The organism is Caulobacter sp. FWC26 (assembly GCF_002742645.2).
GTDB lineage: Bacteria > Pseudomonadota > Alphaproteobacteria > Caulobacterales > Caulobacteraceae > Caulobacter.
In genome coordinates, this window is the sequence record NZ_CP033875.1 from 2,909,439 (window position 1) to 2,926,184 (window position 16,746).

The window sequence follows — 16,746 nt, forward strand, 5'->3', positions numbered from 1 at the left end:
AAAAAGGGGGCCTGGGCGCCGACGCCGAGGCCCCTTCTAGCCAAGATTGGCTTCGATGATCCGCTCCACGGCGACCACGTCGCGCCAGACGCCATCGAGCTTGCCGTGCTTCTCATGCACGCCCACCTCGCGAAATCCGACCGAGCGCAACAGAGCCAGGCTGGCCCGGTTCTCCACGAACACCCGCGACAACAGCTTCCAGAAACCTGCGTCCTCGGCGGCGGCGATCAAGGCCTTCATGGCCACCACCCCGACGCCCTGACCGCGATGCGAACGGCGGACATAGACCGAGAACTCCGCCACGCCCGCATAGCAGCAGCGATCGGCGTAGGCGAAGGTCACCGCATAGCCGACCACCTGCCCGGCCGCATCGACCACGACCACGGCCGGATGCTTCCCGTCAAACCAGGCCAACACGTCCTCGGGCGTGCGCGGCGTGGTCTCGAAGGTGGCGACCCGGTCGGCGATGCCCTCGTTGTAGATCTCGGCCATAGCCGTCGCGTCATCGACGGCGGCTGGACGTACGGTCAGCGCAGCGGCGGTCATGCGGACGCCGCCTCGTGCTTCATGGCTTCGGCGGCCAGCGCCACATGCTCGGGAATCCGGCCTTGCGCTTTCCGCTCGCTGTAGCGATCGACCAGATAGTCGGCGCGGTCCCGCGTCAGCAGGGTGAACTTCACCAGCTCCTCCATCACATCGACGACCCGATCATAGTAGCTGGACGGCAGCATGCGATCGTTGTCGTCGAACTCGCGGAAGGCCATCGCCACCGACGACTGGTTGGGAATGGTGATCATCCGCATCCAGCGGCCCAAGAGGCGCAGCGTGTTGACCGCGTTGAACGACTGAGACCCGCCGCTGACCTGCATCACCGCCAGGGTCTTGCCCTGGGTGGGGCGCACGCTGCCGATCTCCAGCGGAATCCAGTCGATCTGCGCCTTCATGATCCCCGTGATGGCGCCATGCCGTTCGGGGCTGCACCAGACCTGCCCTTCCGACCACTGAGACAGCGCGCGCAGCTCCTGCACCTTGGGGTGGTCGGGGCCGGTCGCGTCGGGCAGGGGCAGATCGCGAGGATCGAAGATCCGCGTCTCACACCCCAGCGCCTCAAGAATGCGGGCGGCTTCTTCAACCAGCAAGCGGCTGAACGAGCGCTCCCGCAGTGACCCGTACAGCAGCAGGATGCGCGGCGGATGGCTCGCGCGAACATCGACCTCAAGGCGGTCGCCATCGATCTTGGCCAAGAACTTGGCATCCAGGGCGGGGAACTCGGACAAACGCGCCTCCAGCATCGTCATTGATCTGTCGAATAATTCTAGCATATTGGAAATATGGAATCGAAAGCGGCTGTCAACATGCTGTCGGCCTTGGGCCACGAAGGGCGCCTGGCGATCTTCCGCCTCCTGGTGCAGGCCGGCCCTGCGGGCGTCGCCGCCGGCGAGATCGCGCGCACGCTGAGCGTGCTGCCAAACAGCCTGTCGGCCAATCTCAACGTCCTGTCCCACGCCGGATTGATCGCCTCGCGCCGCGACGGCCGCTCGATCATCTACAAGGCCGACTATGACGCGATGAGCGGGCTGCTGGGCTTTCTGATGGAGGACTGCTGCGCCGGCGCGCCGCAGATCTGCGCCCCGCTGAGCGCCATCGTCAGCGGCGGCATGGCTTGCGGGACGGCCAAGGCGTGAGCCCGTTCGATACGCCCCGCCGCCTCGTCGCCGAAGCCCTGGGGTCGGCCCTGCTGCTGGCCGTCGTGGTCGGCTCTGGGATCATGGGCGAGCGCCTCTCGGACGGAAATGTCGCCATCGCGCTGCTGGGCAACACCCTGGCGACGGGAGCGGCGCTGGTCGTGCTGATCTGGGTCTTCGGCCCGATCTCCGGCGCCCACTTCAATCCGGCAGTCACCCTGGTCGCGGCCCTGCGGCGCGAACTGCCGATCGCCCTGGCGCTGGCCTATCCGCTGGCCCAAGTGCTGGGCGGGATCGCGGGCGTCTGGGGTGCGCACGCCATGTTCGGCGAACCGATCCTGCAAGTCTCGACCAAGCTGCGCTCCGGGGGCGGCCAAGCCTTCGCCGAGATGGTGGCGACCTTTGGCCTGGTGGCGACGATCCTGGGCGTCAGCCGTTTTCGGCCCGACAGCACGGCGATGGCCGTAGGGCTTTACATCACGGCCGCCTACTGGTTCACCGCCTCGACCTCGTTCGCCAATCCGGCGGTCACGGTGGCGCGCAGCCTGTCGGACACCTTCGCCGGGATCGCGCCGACCAGCGCGCCGGCCTTCATTCTCGCCCAACTGGTCGGCGCCCTGCTCGCGGCGGCGCTGTTTGGCTGGCTTCTCAAGACGGACACCTCTCGATGACCGACACCGCCTTCCCGATCACCATCTTTCACAACCCGGCCTGCGGGACCTCGCGCAACACCGTGGCCCTGGTCCAGGCCGCCGGCTATGCGCCGCAGATCGTCGAGTACCTGAAGACCGGCTGGACCCGCGAGCAGCTGCAGGACCTCGCCGCCCGGTCCGGCGGGTCGCTGCGCGCCCTGATGCGGGAAAAGGGCACGCCAGCCGAGACCCTGGGCCTGCTGGCCGACGACGTCTCGGACGATCGTCTGCTGGACGCGATGGTCGAGCACCCGATCCTGGTGAACCGCCCCATCGTCGTCACGCCTAAGGGCGTAAAGCTGTGCCGTCCGTCCGAGCTGGTGCTCGACCTGCTGGACCGCAAACCCGACCAGTTCAGCAAGGAAGACGGCGAGGTCGTGATCTAGGCCTTCGCGGCGTCCGGCACGGCGTCCAATTCGCCCCGCGCGCGGGCCTTGCGCCCATAGACGATCTCGAACAGCGGGCTGGCCATCACCGTAGTGACGATCGCCATCAGCACCAGCATCGAGAACAGCGTCGGGCCGATGATGCCCTTCTGCAGGCCGATATTGATGATGATCAGCTCCATCAGGCCGCGCGAGTTCATCAAGGCCCCGATGCCCATGGCCGTGGCGTGGTCCTCGCCGGTGGCGCGGGCGGCAAGGTAGCAGGCGCCCCACTTGGCCAGGATCGAGGCGGCCAGGATGCCGAGCGCGATCAGCAGCAGCTCCGGCGAATTGACCATGTCCATCCGGGTGTTCAGGCCGGAATAGGTGAAGAACATCGGCAGCAGCAGCACCACGGCCAGCGGCTCGACCTTCTTCTTCAGCTCTTCGGTCAAGCGGCCGCGCGGCATCACCACGCCCATGATAAAGCCGCCGAAGATCGCGTGAATGCCGACCGCATCCATCAGGAAGGCTGAGAGGCAGAAGGCCAGGATGACCAGGGCCAGCGCGTGGGTGCTCATCTCGCCCTCGCGCTCGACCATGCGGCCCAGCGGCGCCAGGATTTTCGGACCCAGGGTCAGGACCAGCAGCACCCACAGCAGGCCGCCGCCAATGGCCAGGCCCGCGACGCCCGGGCCGCCGCCGAACGTGGCCAGCACCACCGCCAGCACGCACCACGACACCGCGTCGTCGAAGGCGCCGGCGGTCAGGGACAGCGTGCCCAGCGATGTCTTCTGCAGGCCGCGCTCATTGATGATCCGCGCCAGCATCGGAAAGGCGGTCAGGGCGATGCACGCGCCCATGAACAGGGTCGCCGCGCCCGGCGTGATGGCGGGCGAGAACAGCCCGGGGACCTTCAGCAGGAACGGCGTGATGATCGCCGCGATCGCGAACGGCGCGGCGATGCCGGCGAACGAGACGCTCATCGCGCTCTTGGCCTTGGCCTTGAAGTGGTCGGCCTGAAAGGTCGTGCCCACCATGAACATATAGAGGCCTACGCCCAGCTGCGCGCCGACATAGAGGACGTTGCGCGTCTCCTTCGGGAAAAGGGCCAACTGGAAATCAGGAAACAGCAGCCCCAGCAGCGATGGCCCCAGAACCACGCCGGCGATCATCTCGCCCACCACCTGCGGCTGGGCCAAGAACTTCTTGCCCAACCAGCCGACCACCCGGCACGTGACCAGGATCACGGCCAGCTGCAGGAAGAAGTGAATGGAATAGTCGCCGGCGTTGTAGCTTTGGGCGGCCGCCGCCGTGGCCGGACCATGCGGCGAAAGAACGCCCGCCGCCGTCTTCAGCGTCTCCGAAATCAGGTCCGACACGTCCGTAAGCCCCCCAAATCACCGTACCGGCTTTGCGCCTTGTGGCATGCCGCGCAGACTAGGATCGCGGACGCAAACCATCGATCGCTCACTTTGACAGCCTTGTCACGCGCTGATTCCGGCGGTTTTCGTCCCAGACGCTTTCCGAGGCTCAGAGCTTCGGCAAGCCGTCCATGATCGCGGTCAGGGCGATCACCGTCTGAGCTTCCATGGCGCTGTGGCCGGCGTCGGTGATGACGTAGGTCGCCGGCGGCTGACCCGCCGCCTCCAGAGCCTGGACGAGGCGCGAGGCCTGGGTCAGCGGGCAGACCTGATCGAAACGGCCGTGGACAATATGGACCGGCACGCCCTCGAGCGCCGCCACGCCGTCAGTAATCTCGCCCTCCTTCAAGAACAGGTCATGGGCGAAGAAGTGCGCCTCGATCTGGGCAAAGCTCAAGGCGAACGCGGCCTCGCCGAACTTGCCCGCGTCCTCGGTGGCCGGGATCATGTTCGAGATCGTCCCCTCCCAGACCGACCAAGCCAGGGCGGCTTTCAGCTGAGCCTCGCGCTCGGCGTCCGTGGTCGGAACCTTGTCGAAGATCGCCTTGTAGGCGCCCATCATGTCGCCGCGCTGGTTGGGCGGGATCACCTCGACGAAGGCCTTCCACTCGTCGGGATAGGTGATGTAGGCGCCCGGCGCGGTCAGGGCGTAGGGCTGGGCCTCATAGGTCTCGGCGTTGCCCTGGTACATGTAGAGCAGGTCCTCCTTCCGGCCCAGGAAGATGCCGCGCAGGATCAGCGAGGCGACCTTCTCCGGGTTACGGATGGCGTAGACGAGGGCCAGCGTGCTGCCCCAGCTGCCGCCGAATACGTGCATCTTGCCGGTGACGCCCAGCGCCTCACGCAGGGCGTTGATGTCGGCCACCAGATGGTCGGTCGTGTTGTTGGCCAAGGCCTTTTCCGGCCCGTCGGCCGCCACGGTCGGGCGGCTTTTCCCGCAGCCGCGCTGGTCGAACAGGATCACGCGATACCGGTCCGGATCGAAGAAGCGCGACATCACCGGCGCGCAGGCCCCGCCCGGTCCGCCGTGCAGGAACATCACCGGCTCGCCGTCGGCGCGGCCGTATTCCTCCCAATAGAGCTCGTGGTCCGGCGCCGTGTCGACCCGCAGCCAGCCGGTGCGCAGCGGCTGCCCTTGCGGATAGCTCCACTCGGTGGTGACCTTGCTGGTGGCGCGAAGCTTCGAGAAATCCATGGTCGAATCCTGCCGAAAGAGGTCGCGCACTCTCGCGCTGAAAGATGGAAATCTCTAGGCTCGAAACTCACGCTCTTCCGTGTCATCCCGGCCGGAAGCCCGCTTGCGGGCTGTAGAGCCGGGACCCAGGGGCCGGCGCACTGCGGTTCCCCCTGGGTCCCGGCTCTCCGCTACGCTGCGGCCGGGATGACACGACATTTGGAACACCCATGGCCCTCGACATCGAAGACCGCCTCGCCGCCGCCGCCTTCCGCCGTCTGGTCGAGCATCTGCAGATGCGCGCCGACGCCCAGAACATCGACCTGATGGGCCTGGCCGGCTTCTGCCGCAACTGCCTGGGCGATTGGGTCCATGAGGCCTCCGACGGGACAATCAGCAAGGAAGCCGCCCGCGAAGCGGTCCATGGCATGCCCGCCGCCGAGTGGAAGGCCAAGCACCAGTCGCCGGCGACGCCCGAGCAACTGGCGCGGATGGAGGAAAGCCTGGCGCTGAACGCGAAACTGCGGGCTGAACGCGCGTAGGGGGATGGGCGAAGAATCCTTCTCTCGAAGAGAGAGGGGGACCCGCCGCGGAGCGGTGGGAGGGTGAGAGGTTTCACCCTTTCCGGATTGGGCTCAGCCACAAGATACTGGAATAACAAAGGATTTAAAGGTTACTCTCGTAACCTCTCACCCTCCCACGCCTAACAGCGCGGGCCCCTCCCTCTCTCGAAGAGAGAGAGGGATTTTATGGGCGCTCAACGAGCATCCAGCCCTTTTCATCCTCCCCTGCAAAACCGGCCCTATCCTCTTTCCACCTCGAAGCACTGGGGAGGGCGCGCGGCCAGCGACCTTCGCGGCTTCGGGGGGCGGTCGAGCGGGGACAGGTTCGAGGGGGATACTCGAACGGTCCGGGGCTGAGCTTGCTGGGTTCACCCGCCCGCCGTCGGCGTGGTTGGAGGTAAAAGGGCGCGTCTGGCTGCAAGCCCGTCCTCTCCGATCGCTGGGGCTCTCGGAAACGGGAGGTCCAGGTCCCGGTAAGGCCTGAACAGGGCCACCCGACGGGACGCTGATGGAAAACGGTCGCGCGAGGCGTCGGGCTTCGTCGAAACGGTAATTACTCTTCACACTCCGGACGAACGTCCGGCGCCTCGCATCCCTCCCCGCTCCCGGCGTTTCCGCGTCGGGCCGATTTCGCGCGCCCTCCCCCCTTGATGGGGGAGGGTTGGGTGGGGGTGAGCACGGCGGCGAACGCCTTCGCGACGGCTAGCGCAGCGGATCACCTCCATCCCCTACCCTTCCCCCATCAAGGGAGAAGGGAGCTTGTGGGAGAGACCATTTATGCCCCTGCCTCGAAAGCCACGACTCAAGCGCTCCACCGGCGGCACCCGCGCCAGCCGGCGCTTCATCCGTGACAAGGCTCGCCTGAAAGCCATGCTCATGGCCCGGTTCATCGCGCTTCACGAGCAGATCGAACGCCGCAAGCAGTACACCTATCGCGGCGCGTACGGCGCGATCAGCTATTTCAACCCTGGAGAGCCCATTCCACCGGGCTACCAGAAGGTCGAATACGACGAGGACGGCAATGAAACACCGCCCTGCGTCAAAGAAAAAGTCCCCGGCCTTGCGACCGAGGACTTCTCCTTGTTCTTTAGAGAGCGAGAGACGCTTAGCGGATGACCCGCGCGCCCTTGCCCTTCATCACGGCCTCGACCTCTTCCTTGCGCACCATCGAGGTGTCGCCCGGCGTGGTCATGGCCAGGGCGCCGTGAGCCGCGCCGTACTCGACGGCGGCCTGGGGACCCTTGCCTTCCATGAAGCCGAAGGCCAGGCCCGAGGCGAAGCCGTCGCCGCCGCCGACGCGGTCGTAGATCTCGAGGTTCTCCCGCATCATCGAGGCGTAGAACTGGCCGCCGGCGTACAGGATCGCCGACCAGTCGTTGACCGAGGCGGTCTTGGCGTTGCGCAGGGTGGTGGCGGCGACCTTGAAGTTCGGGAACTCCTTCACGGCCGTCTGGATCATCTTCTTGAAGTTGGCCGGGTCGATCGAGCTGATGTGCTCGTCCAGGCCTTCCACTTCAAAGCCGAGGCAGGCGGTGAAGTCTTCCTCGTTGCCGATCATCACATCGACGTACTGGGCGATGTGACGATTGACCTTCTGGGCGCCTTCCTTGCCGCCCTGCGACTTCCACAGGCTGGCGCGGTAGTTCAGGTCGTAAGAGACGACGGTGCCGTACTTGCGGGCCACTTCGACGGCTTCGATCACGGCTTCCGCCGTGTTCGAAGCCAGGGCCGCAAAGATGCCGCCGGTGTGGAACCAGCGCACGCCTTCTTCGCCGAACAGCTTTTCCCAGTTCACTTCACCGGGGCGGATCTGCGAGGCGGCCGAGTGACCCCGGTCGCTGCAGCCCAGGGCCGGGCGAACGCCGAAGCCCTTTTCGGTGAAGTTCAGACCAACGCGCGTGTTGCGGCCCAGGCCGTCGAACTCGCGCCAGATGATGTGGGAGGTGTCGACACCGCCCTGCATCATCAGATCCTCGACCAGCCAGCCCAGGTCATTCACCGGCAGGGCGGTGACGGCCGTCGAGCGCTTGCCCCAGCACTTCTTGAAAGCGCGGGCGACGTTGTATTCGCCGCCGCCTTCCCAGACCTGGAACTGACGGGCGTTACGAACCCGGCCGAAGCCGGGGTCGAAACGCAGCATCACTTCACCGAAGCTGGCGCAGTCCCACTTCGTCTCCGAAGCCGGGCGGATGTTGAGGATATTGTCGGTCATTTGGTCTTAGGCCTTCCCACGAACCTTCTTGATCAGATCGACGGTCTCGCGAACCTTCTTGGAGATGCCCGCGTAGTCCTTGGCGTCCAGCAGCTCTTGCGTGATCAGCTTGGAGCCCATGCCGGCGGCGACGATGCCCGCGCCGAACCACTTCTTCACCGAAGCCTCGTCCGGATCGACACCGCCCGTCGGCATGATGCGGGTCCAGGGCATCGGGCCCAGCACCGCCTTGACGAAATCGGGACCGCCGACCGACGAACCCGGGAACACCTTGACGATCTCGCAGCCCAGCTCTTCGGCGTACGAGATTTCCGAGGCCGAACCGCAGCCCGGCGAGTACGGGATCTTGCGACGGTTGCAGACCTTGGCGACATCGGCGTTCAGGATCGGGCCGACGACGAACTTGGCGCCGTTGGCGATGTAGATGCCGGCGGTCGGCGCATCGACGATCGAGCCCACGCCCATGATCACGCGCGGATCGGCCTTATCGAAGTAACGGGTGACTTCGTAGAAGACGTGGCTGGCGAAATCGCCGCGGTTGGTGAACTCGATGCAGGGCGCGCCGCCGTCGGCGCAGGCCTGGATCACGTTCTTACAGACCTCGACGTCCGGGTGATAGAACACCGGAATGACGCCCTGCTCCATCAGGGCGGTCAGCACCGCCATACGGTCTTTCACCATCTCAAACTCCTTCCCGAAGGATCGTTCTTGCGCGAACCGCCGCAGGGGCCGCCGCGCGAGCAATATTTCGCCGGAATTGGCTCAGGGCGTTCCCTTAGACCGCGTTGCGCTCGGGCGCCACACCGCGCTTGCCGCTACGTCAAACTAAGGTCGCAGGGCGCATCGACCTTCGACCGATCACGGTCCCCCGGTCTCGACCCGCAGGGCGATCTTCCGTCGCTGTCGCTTCCTTCCCTATGGCCTATTCCGCGCCCCTCAGTCCTCGCCCGGACCGCAAAATTGAGGGCGTCGGATTTCGCCGACGCCCCAAGAGTTTGCGCAGGAGCGAGCTCAAAGAGCCGCAAACGAGACGGACCGACCGCCAAGCCGAACCGAAACGTATGACACCGGTTACCAAAAGTGGCTTGGCCACTTCGCTACCGGTGTCATTTGCAGATAACCAGAAACTGATAAGGAGCGCAAGCGCCGTTACAAGGCGAAATGGACAATCATAACCTCTTGGAATCCCGTGCCTTCTCCGGCCTGGGAGAACGCCGCTCCATCAACCCGTGTTGCGCAGCCCCGCCGCGATGCCGGCGACGGTTAGCTGAATGGCCAGACGCAGCGCTTCGTCGCTGTCCCCTGCCCTGCGACGGGACAGGAGCTCCAGCTGCAGATGGTTCAGCGGATCGACCGAGCGGCTGGCTAGCGCGACGGATTCGGAGAGGTCCGGCTGATTGTCGAGCAGCGCGGTTCCGCCTCGGATCGCCAGGGCCAGCCCGGTCGCCGCCTCGTGCTCGCGCCGGATCGTCGCGAAGATCCGCTCGGCGTCGGCCTTGTCCGGCGACAGGGCCACATAGCGGGCGGCGATGTCCATCTGGCTCTGGGCCAGGGCCAGCTCCATGTTCGACAGCAGGGAAGCGAAGAAGTCGAAGCTGCCGGCCAGATCGCGCAACTGCTCAACCGATAGGCCCGCGCGCTCAACGCCCGAGGCAAAGCCATACCAGCCCGGCAGCATGAACCGCGCCTGCGACCAGCTGAACACCCACGGGATGGCCCGCAGGTCCTCGATCTTGCGGCTGGCGGTCCGGCTTGCGGGCCGGCTGCCGATATTGAGACCGACGATCTCGCTGATCGGGGTGACCGACCAGAAGAAGTCCTCGAAGGCCGGATCGTCATAGACCAGCGCCCGATAGCCGTGGAACGAAGCCTCGGCCAGAGCGGTCATGGCGGCCTCGACCTTGGGGTCGCGCTGCGGGACCGGACGCTCGCTGGCCATCAACACGGCGGCGGCCAGACCGTCGAGATTACGGCGGGCGGTCGGCTGGTCGCCGAAGCGGCGGGCGATCATCTCGCCCTGCTCGGTCATGCGGATGCGTCCCTGGACGGTGCCGGCCGGTTGGGCGAGCACGGCCTCGGCGGCCGGCCCCCCGCCCCGCCCGACGCTTCCGCCGCGACCGTGGAACAGCTGCAAGCCTACGCCCATGCGATCAGCCTCGTGCGCCAAGGCAGAGGCGCCGGTCGCCACGCCGCGCCGGCTGGCGACATAGCCGCCGTCCTTATTGCTGTCGGAATAGCCGAGCATGATTTCCTGCACCGGCCGATCGCCCAGGATCGTGCGGCTGAGCGGCAGCTCCAGCCACTGGCGCAGCACGGCCGGGCCGTTTTCGAGGTCGCCGATGGTCTCGAACAGCGGCGCGACCTTGACCGAGGCGCGCGGCGCCGCGCCGCCCCAGACCAGCCCCACCTGCTTGAGCAGCACCAGCGGTTCCAGCATGTCCGACAAGGTCGCCGACTTCGAGATGATGTAGGCGCCAAGGCAGCCGTGGCCATAGTCGCGCACCGCCTGGGCGGCCGCCTCCATGGTCGCCAGCTCCTTGGTCGTCTCTTCTTCATAAGCGGTGAACGGCGAGACCAGCGGGCGCTGATGCGACAGCTCCTCAATCAGCACCTTGCACCGAGCGTCCTCGCCGAGCTTCAGATAGTCGACGCCCGTGCCCGCCCGTCGGAACAGCTCGTCCAGGGTGCGCTCGTGAACGTCGGCGTTCTGGCGCAGATCCAGGCTCATCAGGTGGAAACCGCAGGCCTTGGCGACCTCGACCAGGGTGCGCAGGGCCGAACCGACCAGCCGCTCGCCGCCATTGCGCTCAAGGCTGTCGATGATGACCGAGAGGTCGGCGACGAAGGCGTCCGGATGACCGTAGGGCTCGACGCTGGTCACCCCCGTCGCGAAGGCCACCGGCGCGCCAGTCAGCTTCTGCGACACGGCGGTCAGGCGGTCGAAGATCAGCTCCAGCGCCAGGCGGTAGGGCTCGTCGATCCGATGAACCGAAGGATCCTTGGCCTGGGCGGCCAGGGCCAGCAGCTCCTCGGACACTGGCGTGTAGGCCGTCGACACCGCGAGATTGGACCACAGCTTGCGCACTTCGCCGGCGTACCAATCGAGGATCACCCGCGACTGGCTGGCGAAAGCCAACTTCAGCGTCTGGCCGTTCACACCGGGATGGCCGTCGCGATCGCCCCCCAGCCACGACCCCATCTTCAGCAACGGCGCCAACTGGCCGTGCTGACCGATCTTGCCGGTCCAGTCACCGTAGAGGTCGATGATCGCCGGCAGGATCGAGGTGCGGACGATCGACAGCGCATTGCGGATCTCGTCCTTCACCGTGATCCGCTCGGGACGATAGAGCCGCGTACGCCACATCAGGGCGATCTCGCGGAACAGGCTCTCGCGAATCTCGGCGTCCAGGTCCGGCGGCAGGTGGTGACGGCGCAGGGCCATCAGACGCGAGATCTCGGTCTCTCGGTCCACCATGCTGCGGCGACGCACCTCGGTCGGGTGCGCGGTCAGCACCGGCACGACGTTCATCGCCGCGAAGACCTTCGCCAGCTCGGCGTCGGACTTGCCGGCGGATTTCAGCGCCTTCACGGCGTCGACGAGGGTGCGCGGACGGTCGTCGCCGGGCCGGGCGTCAGCTTCGGCATGACGACGACGACCGGCAACGTCCTCGCCGATATTGGCCAGCAGCGAATGGCTGGCGAACGCCCGCGCCAGGAACACCGCCTGCTCGGTCGTCAGGTCGGCGAACAGGTGGTCCAGCTGCGGCGCGTCGCCGGTGGCGGCGTCCTCCCGGGACGCAGCCTTGCGCGCCCTGGCTACCAGCTCGGCCTTCTCCGGGCCCTCCAGATAGGTGATCGCCTCGATCAGCAGCTCGCTGAGCAGATTGGCGTTCTGGCGGACGTGGCGGCTGGTCGGACGATCGGCGGCGATCGACAGGGCCGGGTTGCGCATGCGCGGACTCCAGGGACCGCGCGAGAGGCGGTCCCGATCAGGAATGGATCTCGAGAACACGTCGTCGCGCCGGGCCGTTCCCCGGCGCTTGACGTAGCGGCGCCCTCTAGCGCGCTTCACCGGGCGGGAAAAGCCGCCCGGCACGATGGTTGCGCTACCATCGTATTTCTGCGCGTTTTTCTTTCGCTAGCGAGCCAGCCAGCCGCCATCCACGGGCAGAGTAATGCCCTGAACGTAGTCCGAGGCCGACGACGCCAGAAACACTGCAGCGCCGCCAATGTCCTCCGGACGCCCCCAGCGACCGGCGGGAATACGGGCCAGGATGGCGGCGTTCCGGTCAGCGTCGTTGCGCAGGGCCTCGGTATTGTTGGTGTCGAAATAGCCCGGCGCGATGGCGTTGACGTTGATCCCCTTGGTCGCCCACTCATTGGCGAGAATCTTGGTCAGACCCGCCAAGCCCGACTTGGAAGCCGTGTAGGACGGGACCCGGATGCCGCCCTGGAAGGACAGCAGCGAGGCGATGTTGATCACCTTGGCCTGACCGCCCTCGACGCCCTGCTTGAGCGCCTGCTTGGCGAAGGCCTGGGTCAGGAAGAAGACGACCTTCAGGTTGGTGTCCATCACCGCGTCCCAGTCGGCCTCGCTGAACTCGATCGAGTCCGCGCGACGGATGATGCCGGCGTTATTGACCAGGATGTCGACCTTGCCATAGGCGGCGACGGTTTCGTCGACGACGCGCTGAACGGGCTCGGTCGAGCCGAAGTCGGCCTTGATCGACAGGAACTTACGACCCAGGGCCTCAACAGCCTTCTGCGTGTCGACCGGCTCACTGCGGCCCGCGGCGGCGATATCCGCGCCGGCGGCGGCCAGGGCGATGGCGATCCCCTGCCCGATCCCGGTGTTGGCGCCGGTGACGAGCGCGACCTTGCCTTCGAGGCTGAACGGATTGGCCATGTCGAGTTCCTGTTCAAATTAGCTGTCATCCCGGACGACCTGAAAGGTCGATCCGGGACCCAGGGGCCAGCGGCAAGGCGACCGCCCCTGGGTCCCGGCCCTACGCTGCGCTCCGGCCGGGATGACACCGGAGCACGGTGGCCGAAGGCCCTATTTCAGCTGGCAGATGTCCAGCACGTTCATGTCGGTGTAGTCGAGGTTCTCGCCGCCCATCGCCCAGATGAAGGTATAGTTGGCGGTGCCCGAACCCATGTGGATCGACCACGGCGGGCTCATCACGGCTTCCTCGTTGGCGATCACGATGTGACGCATCTCGTCCGGCTCGCCCATGTAGTGGAAGACCCGGTCGTTCTCGCCCAGGCCGAAGTAAAAGTAGGCTTCCGAACGACGATCGTGCAGGTGGGGCGGCATGGTGTTCCAGACGCTGCCCGGCTTCAGCACGGTCATGCCCAGCAGCAGCTGGGCCGACTTGCAGGTGGTCGGCACGATGTACTGGTAGATCGTGCGCTCGTTGGAAGTCTCCAGCGCGCCACGCTCCAGCGGGATCGCGTCGGCGAAGGCCAGCTTCTTGGTCTCGAACGCGGCATGGGCCGGAAGGCTGACCAGGTAGAAGCGCGCGGCGCCGTCGACGCCTTCGAAGGTGACGTCCTTGGCGCCCATGGTGACGTACAGGCCGTCACGCGGCACGATCTCGTAGACCACGCCGTCGACGGTGACCTTGCCGGTCGTCTCGCCGACATTGATGAGGCCCAGCTCGCGACGCTCCAAAAACGGGTGGCCAGCGGCCGAGGCGGGCTCGGTCTGGTCGGGCAGCTTGATCGGGCTGGTGGCCACGACGCCGCCGACGACAAAGCGTTCGGCGTGATTGTAGGTCAGGACGATCTGGCCGTCCTGGAACAGACCCTGCATCAGGTAACGGTCGCGCAGGTCGTCATTGCTGACCGCGAACATCATGTCCGGATGGGTGGCGTGATAGGTCTTGGCGAACATCGGGAAGTCTCCGGAAAGGGTGTTCTATTCGGCGGCCGCGCGCAGCGTGGCGGGGCGAGCCCAGTCCGGACGCTGGTCGAGCTTGTAGGCTTTCTTGGGCAGGTTATAGGTCAGGTCGACGATCAGTTCCTCGGCCTCGACCAGGTCCATACGATGCTCGGCCACCATGCGGGCCAGGAAGGCGCTGTCGACACGGCGGGCCACGTCGTGGCGAGCCGGGATCGAGAGGAAGGCGCGCGTGTCGTCGTTGAAGCCGACGGTGTTGTAGAAGCCGGCGGTCTCGGTGACCTGCTCGCGGAAGCGCATCATGCCTTCCGGGCTATCGTGGAACCACCAGGACGGGCCCAGCTTCAGCACTGGATAGTGGCCGGCCAACGGAGCCAGTTCGCGGCTGTAGGTCGTCTCGTCCAGCGTGAACAGGATGATCGACAGGCGCGGATCGTTGCCCAGACGGGTCAGCAGCGGCTTCAGCGCATCGACATATTCGGTGCGCATCGGGATGTCCGCGCCCTTGTCGCGACCATGCGAGTTCAGCAGGCCCACATTGTGGTTGCGGTGCGAGCCGGGGTGGATCTGCATGACCAAGCCATCATCGAGGCTCATCTTGGCCATCTCGGTCAGCATTTGGGCGCGGAACAGCTCCGCCTTCTCCGGCGTGACGTCCCCCTTCACCAGGCTGTTGAACAGCGCCTCGGCCTCGACATCGGAGAGGTCGGCGGTCGCCGCCGTCGGATGGCCGTGATCGGAAGAGGTTGCGCCGGCGTCGATGAACGCCTGGCGACGCAGGCGGTGCGCCTCCAGATAGCTCTTCCAGCTATAGACGTCCTGCCCCGAGGTCTCGGCGAACCGCTCGAAGGCGCGCGGGCCACGCTCGTCCTCGAAGTCGATGACCGCGTCGGGACGGTAGGCGGTGATCACGTGGCCGCCCCAGCCGCTTTCACGGATGGCGGCGTGATGCTGCAGGCTTTCGTGCGGCCCCTCGGTGGTGGCCAGCGTCTCGATGTTGAACCGGTCGAACAGCGCGCGCGGACGGAAGGCGTCCGTGGCAAGCGCGGCATTGATGCGGTCGAAATAGTCGTCGGCGTTCGAAGCCTCGAGGAACTCAGTGAAGCCAAAGACCTTGGCGAATACGTGATTCAGCCAGACCCACGACGGCGTGCCGCGGAAGAGGTGGAAGTTCGAAGCGAACACCCGCCAAGCGTCACGGGGGTCGGTGTCGGGAACCCCGGCCTTCGAGCGCACCTTCAGCGCCTCCAGGCTGACGCCCTGGCTATAGAGCATGCGGAACAGGTAGTGGTCGGGCGCCAGCAACAGATCGGTAGCGTCCTGGAAGGGCGCGTTGGTCGCGAACCAGGACGGATCAGTATGGCCGTGCGGGCTGATGATCGGCAGATCCTTGACCAGCGCATAGAGGCCGCGCGCATAGGACCGCATTGTCGGATCGGACGGGAAAAGACGATCCTCGTGAAAATTCAGAGGTCTGGCCATGGCTTAGCGTCTTCTCCCTTCGTCGATGGCGGCTTCGCAGACCGCCGCTCGTGTCCGCTTGGTAACCGGTGTCATCACTCGATGCAAGCATCAGCGCGTGAAGCTTGCTCAGGCCGGAACGGGCCCGGAAGACTCACGAATAACCAGGTTTGGTTCCATCTTGGTGACGTCGCGCGGCTCGCGACGTTCACCGCCGATCAGCTTCTCGACGGCGATACGACCAATCTCGCGCGTCGGGGTGTGGATGGTCGTCAGCGGCGGCCAGACGGCCTGAGCGATCTGGAAATCATCGAACCCCACGACGGTCAGATCCTGGGGCACCGAAAGCCCCGCCTTTCGGGCCGACTGCAGTACGCCGGCGGCCATTTCGTCATTGCCGCAGAAGATGGCCGTCGGACGCGGGGTCCGCGACAGCAGCAGGTCGCCACAGGCCATGCCCGACTCGAAGGTATAGGCCCCCTGGACGATATCCTCCGGCGCCAGCGCCAACCCGGCCTCGGCCAAAGCATCCTCAAAGCCCCCTCGCCGCTCGTGCGACGAACGGAAGCTCTCCGGACCCGAAATAAAGGCGATGCGCTTGTGGCCAAGCTCGACGATGTGCCGTGCGGCCTGGGCGCCGCCCATGCGGTCATGGCCGACGATCATGTGCTCAGGCTTGTCCAACTCGACCGAAGCGATCCGGATATAGGCGCAACCGATCTCGTTCAGCAGCTTGGCCACCCGCTCGTCCTCGGACACCGACGGCGGCAGCACGACGCCATACAGTTTCTGCCGCTCGACGAACGCGCGGATGTCAGTGAGGAAAGTCGGGCTGGCGCGATTACAGGGATGCACCACGAGTTCGAACCCGGAACCGCGCATACCGTCCAGCAGGCCAAGCTGCATGTTGACGACGTACTGCGGATTGGGATTGTCGTAGATCATGCCGATCAGGAACGATCGGCGGAAGGCCAATCCCCGCGCCTGAGGGTCTGGCGCGTAGCCCCATTCGGCGATCACAGCCTCAATCCGCTCACGGGTCTCGTCGCGCACGAAGGGCGACTGGTTGATCACCCGCGACACCGTCTTTTTCGACACGCCGGCCAGACGCGCGATGTCGTTGATCGTGGCCCGCCGCCGTCCGCCTTCGACGCTGGTCTCGTTTTCATCGGGGATCGAGGACGGCGTCTTGGAAGGGCTCACGGGGTTTCCAGCAGCTTCGGGCGTTTTCTTTTGTCATACTCCAGCCGACCCAAGCTCGCCAACAT

Annotated in this window: 17 protein-coding genes and 3 pseudogenes; 6 read left to right on the forward strand and 14 right to left on the reverse strand. The window is 65.9% G+C overall.

Translation table 11 applies throughout. From position 1 onward, the window contains the following. Positions 1-36: 36 nt before the first annotated feature. Both CSW63_RS15295 and arsH read right to left on the reverse strand, forming a co-directional pair. Positions 37-546: an arsinothricin resistance N-acetyltransferase ArsN1 family A gene (locus tag CSW63_RS15295; protein WP_062098797.1), complete on the reverse strand. Its 510-nt coding sequence runs from the start codon at positions 544-546 to the stop codon at positions 37-39. Continuing rightward, the gene (gene arsH, locus CSW63_RS15300; RefSeq protein ID WP_062098813.1) at positions 543-1,277 is read right to left on the reverse strand and encodes an arsenical resistance protein ArsH; all 735 of its coding nucleotides are present in this window, start codon (positions 1,275-1,277) and stop codon (positions 543-545) included. Before arsH ends, CSW63_RS15295 begins: the two co-directional genes overlap by 4 nt. Before the next feature lie 54 nt (positions 1,278-1,331). Here arsH and CSW63_RS15305 point away from each other — a divergent pair, with 54 nt between their 5' ends. From CSW63_RS15305 to arsC, 3 genes are read left to right on the forward strand one after another with little or no spacing between them, the layout of a single operon-like run. Then, positions 1,332-1,685 carry a helix-turn-helix transcriptional regulator gene (locus CSW63_RS15305; RefSeq protein ID WP_062098799.1) on the forward strand — a complete coding sequence of 118 codons (354 nt, stop codon included), beginning with the start codon at positions 1,332-1,334 and terminating at the stop codon, positions 1,683-1,685. Next, positions 1,682-2,356: an MIP/aquaporin family protein gene (locus tag CSW63_RS15310; protein WP_062098800.1), complete on the forward strand. Its 675-nt coding sequence runs from the start codon at positions 1,682-1,684 to the stop codon at positions 2,354-2,356. Before CSW63_RS15305 ends, CSW63_RS15310 begins: the two co-directional genes overlap by 4 nt. Further along, complete coding sequence (gene arsC, locus CSW63_RS15315) at positions 2,353-2,763, forward strand: arsenate reductase (glutaredoxin) (protein WP_062098802.1); 411 nt, start codon at positions 2,353-2,355, stop codon at positions 2,761-2,763. The genes CSW63_RS15310 and arsC overlap by 4 nt, the downstream gene beginning before the upstream one ends. Here arsC and CSW63_RS15320 read toward each other — a convergent pair. The 3 genes from CSW63_RS15320 to CSW63_RS24175 form a co-directional block, all read right to left on the reverse strand. Beyond that, on the reverse strand, positions 2,760-4,124 hold the full coding sequence (locus CSW63_RS15320; RefSeq protein WP_062098804.1) for a cation:proton antiporter: 1,365 nt from the start codon (positions 4,122-4,124) through the stop codon (positions 2,760-2,762). The two genes, arsC and CSW63_RS15320, sit on opposite strands and share 4 nt — an antisense overlap. A gap of 151 nt (positions 4,125-4,275) precedes the next feature. Beyond that, positions 4,276-5,361: a prolyl aminopeptidase gene (gene pip, locus CSW63_RS15325; RefSeq protein WP_062098805.1), complete on the reverse strand. Its 1,086-nt coding sequence runs from the start codon at positions 5,359-5,361 to the stop codon at positions 4,276-4,278. A gap of 54 nt (positions 5,362-5,415) precedes the next feature. Next, entirely contained in the window at positions 5,416-5,559 is a 144-nt protein-coding gene (locus CSW63_RS24175; RefSeq protein WP_369797881.1) for a hypothetical protein, read from the reverse strand. A gap of 11 nt (positions 5,560-5,570) precedes the next feature. Here CSW63_RS24175 and CSW63_RS15330 point away from each other — a divergent pair, with 11 nt between their 5' ends. From CSW63_RS15330 to CSW63_RS15335, 3 genes and pseudogenes are all read left to right on the forward strand, one after another. Beyond that, positions 5,571-5,882: a DUF1244 domain-containing protein gene (locus tag CSW63_RS15330; RefSeq protein ID WP_062098807.1), complete on the forward strand. Its 312-nt coding sequence runs from the start codon at positions 5,571-5,573 to the stop codon at positions 5,880-5,882. Positions 5,883-6,329: 447 nt separating this feature from the next. Further along, positions 6,330-6,412 (forward strand): annotated as a pseudogene (locus CSW63_RS24180) (hypothetical protein); the annotation flags it as partial. A 268-nt stretch (positions 6,413-6,680) separates the two neighbouring features. Then, complete coding sequence (locus CSW63_RS15335) at positions 6,681-7,019, forward strand: hypothetical protein (protein ID WP_062099883.1); 339 nt, start codon at positions 6,681-6,683, stop codon at positions 7,017-7,019. Here the strand turns inward: CSW63_RS15335 and CSW63_RS15340 are convergent. From CSW63_RS15340 to CSW63_RS15375, 9 genes and pseudogenes are all read right to left on the reverse strand, one after another. After that, on the reverse strand, positions 7,009-8,115 hold the full coding sequence (locus tag CSW63_RS15340) for a sugar kinase (protein ID WP_062099882.1): 1,107 nt from the start codon (positions 8,113-8,115) through the stop codon (positions 7,009-7,011). The two genes, CSW63_RS15335 and CSW63_RS15340, sit on opposite strands and share 11 nt — an antisense overlap. A gap of 6 nt (positions 8,116-8,121) precedes the next feature. Beyond that, entirely contained in the window at positions 8,122-8,796 is a 675-nt protein-coding gene (locus tag CSW63_RS15345) for a bifunctional 4-hydroxy-2-oxoglutarate aldolase/2-dehydro-3-deoxy-phosphogluconate aldolase (RefSeq protein WP_062099881.1), read from the reverse strand. After that, positions 8,790-8,951: pseudogene (locus CSW63_RS24185) on the reverse strand (hypothetical protein); the annotation flags it as partial. The pseudogene CSW63_RS24185 and the gene CSW63_RS15345, both read right to left, overlap by 7 nt. A 125-nt stretch (positions 8,952-9,076) precedes the next feature. Continuing rightward, positions 9,077-9,178: pseudogene (locus CSW63_RS24190) on the reverse strand (hypothetical protein); the annotation flags it as partial. 159 nt (positions 9,179-9,337) lie between these two features. Beyond that, positions 9,338-12,067 (reverse strand): phosphoenolpyruvate carboxylase, encoded by a 2,730-nt coding sequence (ppc, locus tag CSW63_RS15355; protein ID WP_062099880.1) that lies wholly within the window; start codon positions 12,065-12,067, stop codon positions 9,338-9,340. A 186-nt stretch (positions 12,068-12,253) separates the two neighbouring features. Then, positions 12,254-13,021: a 2-dehydro-3-deoxy-D-gluconate 5-dehydrogenase KduD gene (gene kduD, locus CSW63_RS15360; protein WP_062099879.1), complete on the reverse strand. Its 768-nt coding sequence runs from the start codon at positions 13,019-13,021 to the stop codon at positions 12,254-12,256. 150 nt (positions 13,022-13,171) lie between these two features. Further along, complete coding sequence (gene kduI, locus CSW63_RS15365; protein ID WP_062099878.1) at positions 13,172-14,011, reverse strand: 5-dehydro-4-deoxy-D-glucuronate isomerase; 840 nt, start codon at positions 14,009-14,011, stop codon at positions 13,172-13,174. A gap of 24 nt (positions 14,012-14,035) precedes the next feature. Continuing rightward, positions 14,036-15,499, reverse strand: a complete 1,464-nt coding sequence (gene uxaC, locus CSW63_RS15370) for a glucuronate isomerase (RefSeq protein WP_062099877.1) — start codon at positions 15,497-15,499, stop codon at positions 14,036-14,038. A gap of 108 nt (positions 15,500-15,607) precedes the next feature. Next, complete coding sequence (locus tag CSW63_RS15375) at positions 15,608-16,681, reverse strand: LacI family DNA-binding transcriptional regulator (protein ID WP_062099876.1); 1,074 nt, start codon at positions 16,679-16,681, stop codon at positions 15,608-15,610. Positions 16,682-16,746: the final 65 nt, after the last annotated feature.

Excerpts from the sequence above, each read along its gene's own strand:
- CSW63_RS15295 (WP_062098797.1), bottom strand. The coding sequence starts at position 546 with ATGACCGCCGCTGCGCTGACCGTACGTCCAGCCGCCGTCGATGACGCG.
- CSW63_RS15305 (WP_062098799.1), top strand. The coding sequence starts at position 1,332 with ATGGAATCGAAAGCGGCTGTCAACATGCTGTCGGCCTTGGGCCACGAA.
- arsC (WP_062098802.1), top strand. The coding sequence starts at position 2,353 with ATGACCGACACCGCCTTCCCGATCACCATCTTTCACAACCCGGCCTGC.
- pip (WP_062098805.1), bottom strand. The coding sequence starts at position 5,361 with ATGGATTTCTCGAAGCTTCGCGCCACCAGCAAGGTCACCACCGAGTGG.
- CSW63_RS24175 (WP_369797881.1), bottom strand. The coding sequence starts at position 5,559 with ATGTCGTGTCATCCCGGCCGCAGCGTAGCGGAGAGCCGGGACCCAGGG.
- CSW63_RS15330 (WP_062098807.1), top strand. The coding sequence starts at position 5,571 with ATGGCCCTCGACATCGAAGACCGCCTCGCCGCCGCCGCCTTCCGCCGT.
- CSW63_RS15335 (WP_062099883.1), top strand. The coding sequence starts at position 6,681 with ATGCCCCTGCCTCGAAAGCCACGACTCAAGCGCTCCACCGGCGGCACC.
- CSW63_RS15340 (WP_062099882.1), bottom strand. The coding sequence starts at position 8,115 with ATGACCGACAATATCCTCAACATCCGCCCGGCTTCGGAGACGAAGTGG.
- CSW63_RS15345 (WP_062099881.1), bottom strand. The coding sequence starts at position 8,796 with ATGGTGAAAGACCGTATGGCGGTGCTGACCGCCCTGATGGAGCAGGGC.
- ppc (WP_062099880.1), bottom strand. The coding sequence starts at position 12,067 with ATGCGCAACCCGGCCCTGTCGATCGCCGCCGATCGTCCGACCAGCCGC.
- kduD (WP_062099879.1), bottom strand. The coding sequence starts at position 13,021 with ATGGCCAATCCGTTCAGCCTCGAAGGCAAGGTCGCGCTCGTCACCGGC.
- kduI (WP_062099878.1), bottom strand. The coding sequence starts at position 14,011 with ATGTTCGCCAAGACCTATCACGCCACCCATCCGGACATGATGTTCGCG.
- uxaC (WP_062099877.1), bottom strand. The coding sequence starts at position 15,499 with ATGGCCAGACCTCTGAATTTTCACGAGGATCGTCTTTTCCCGTCCGAT.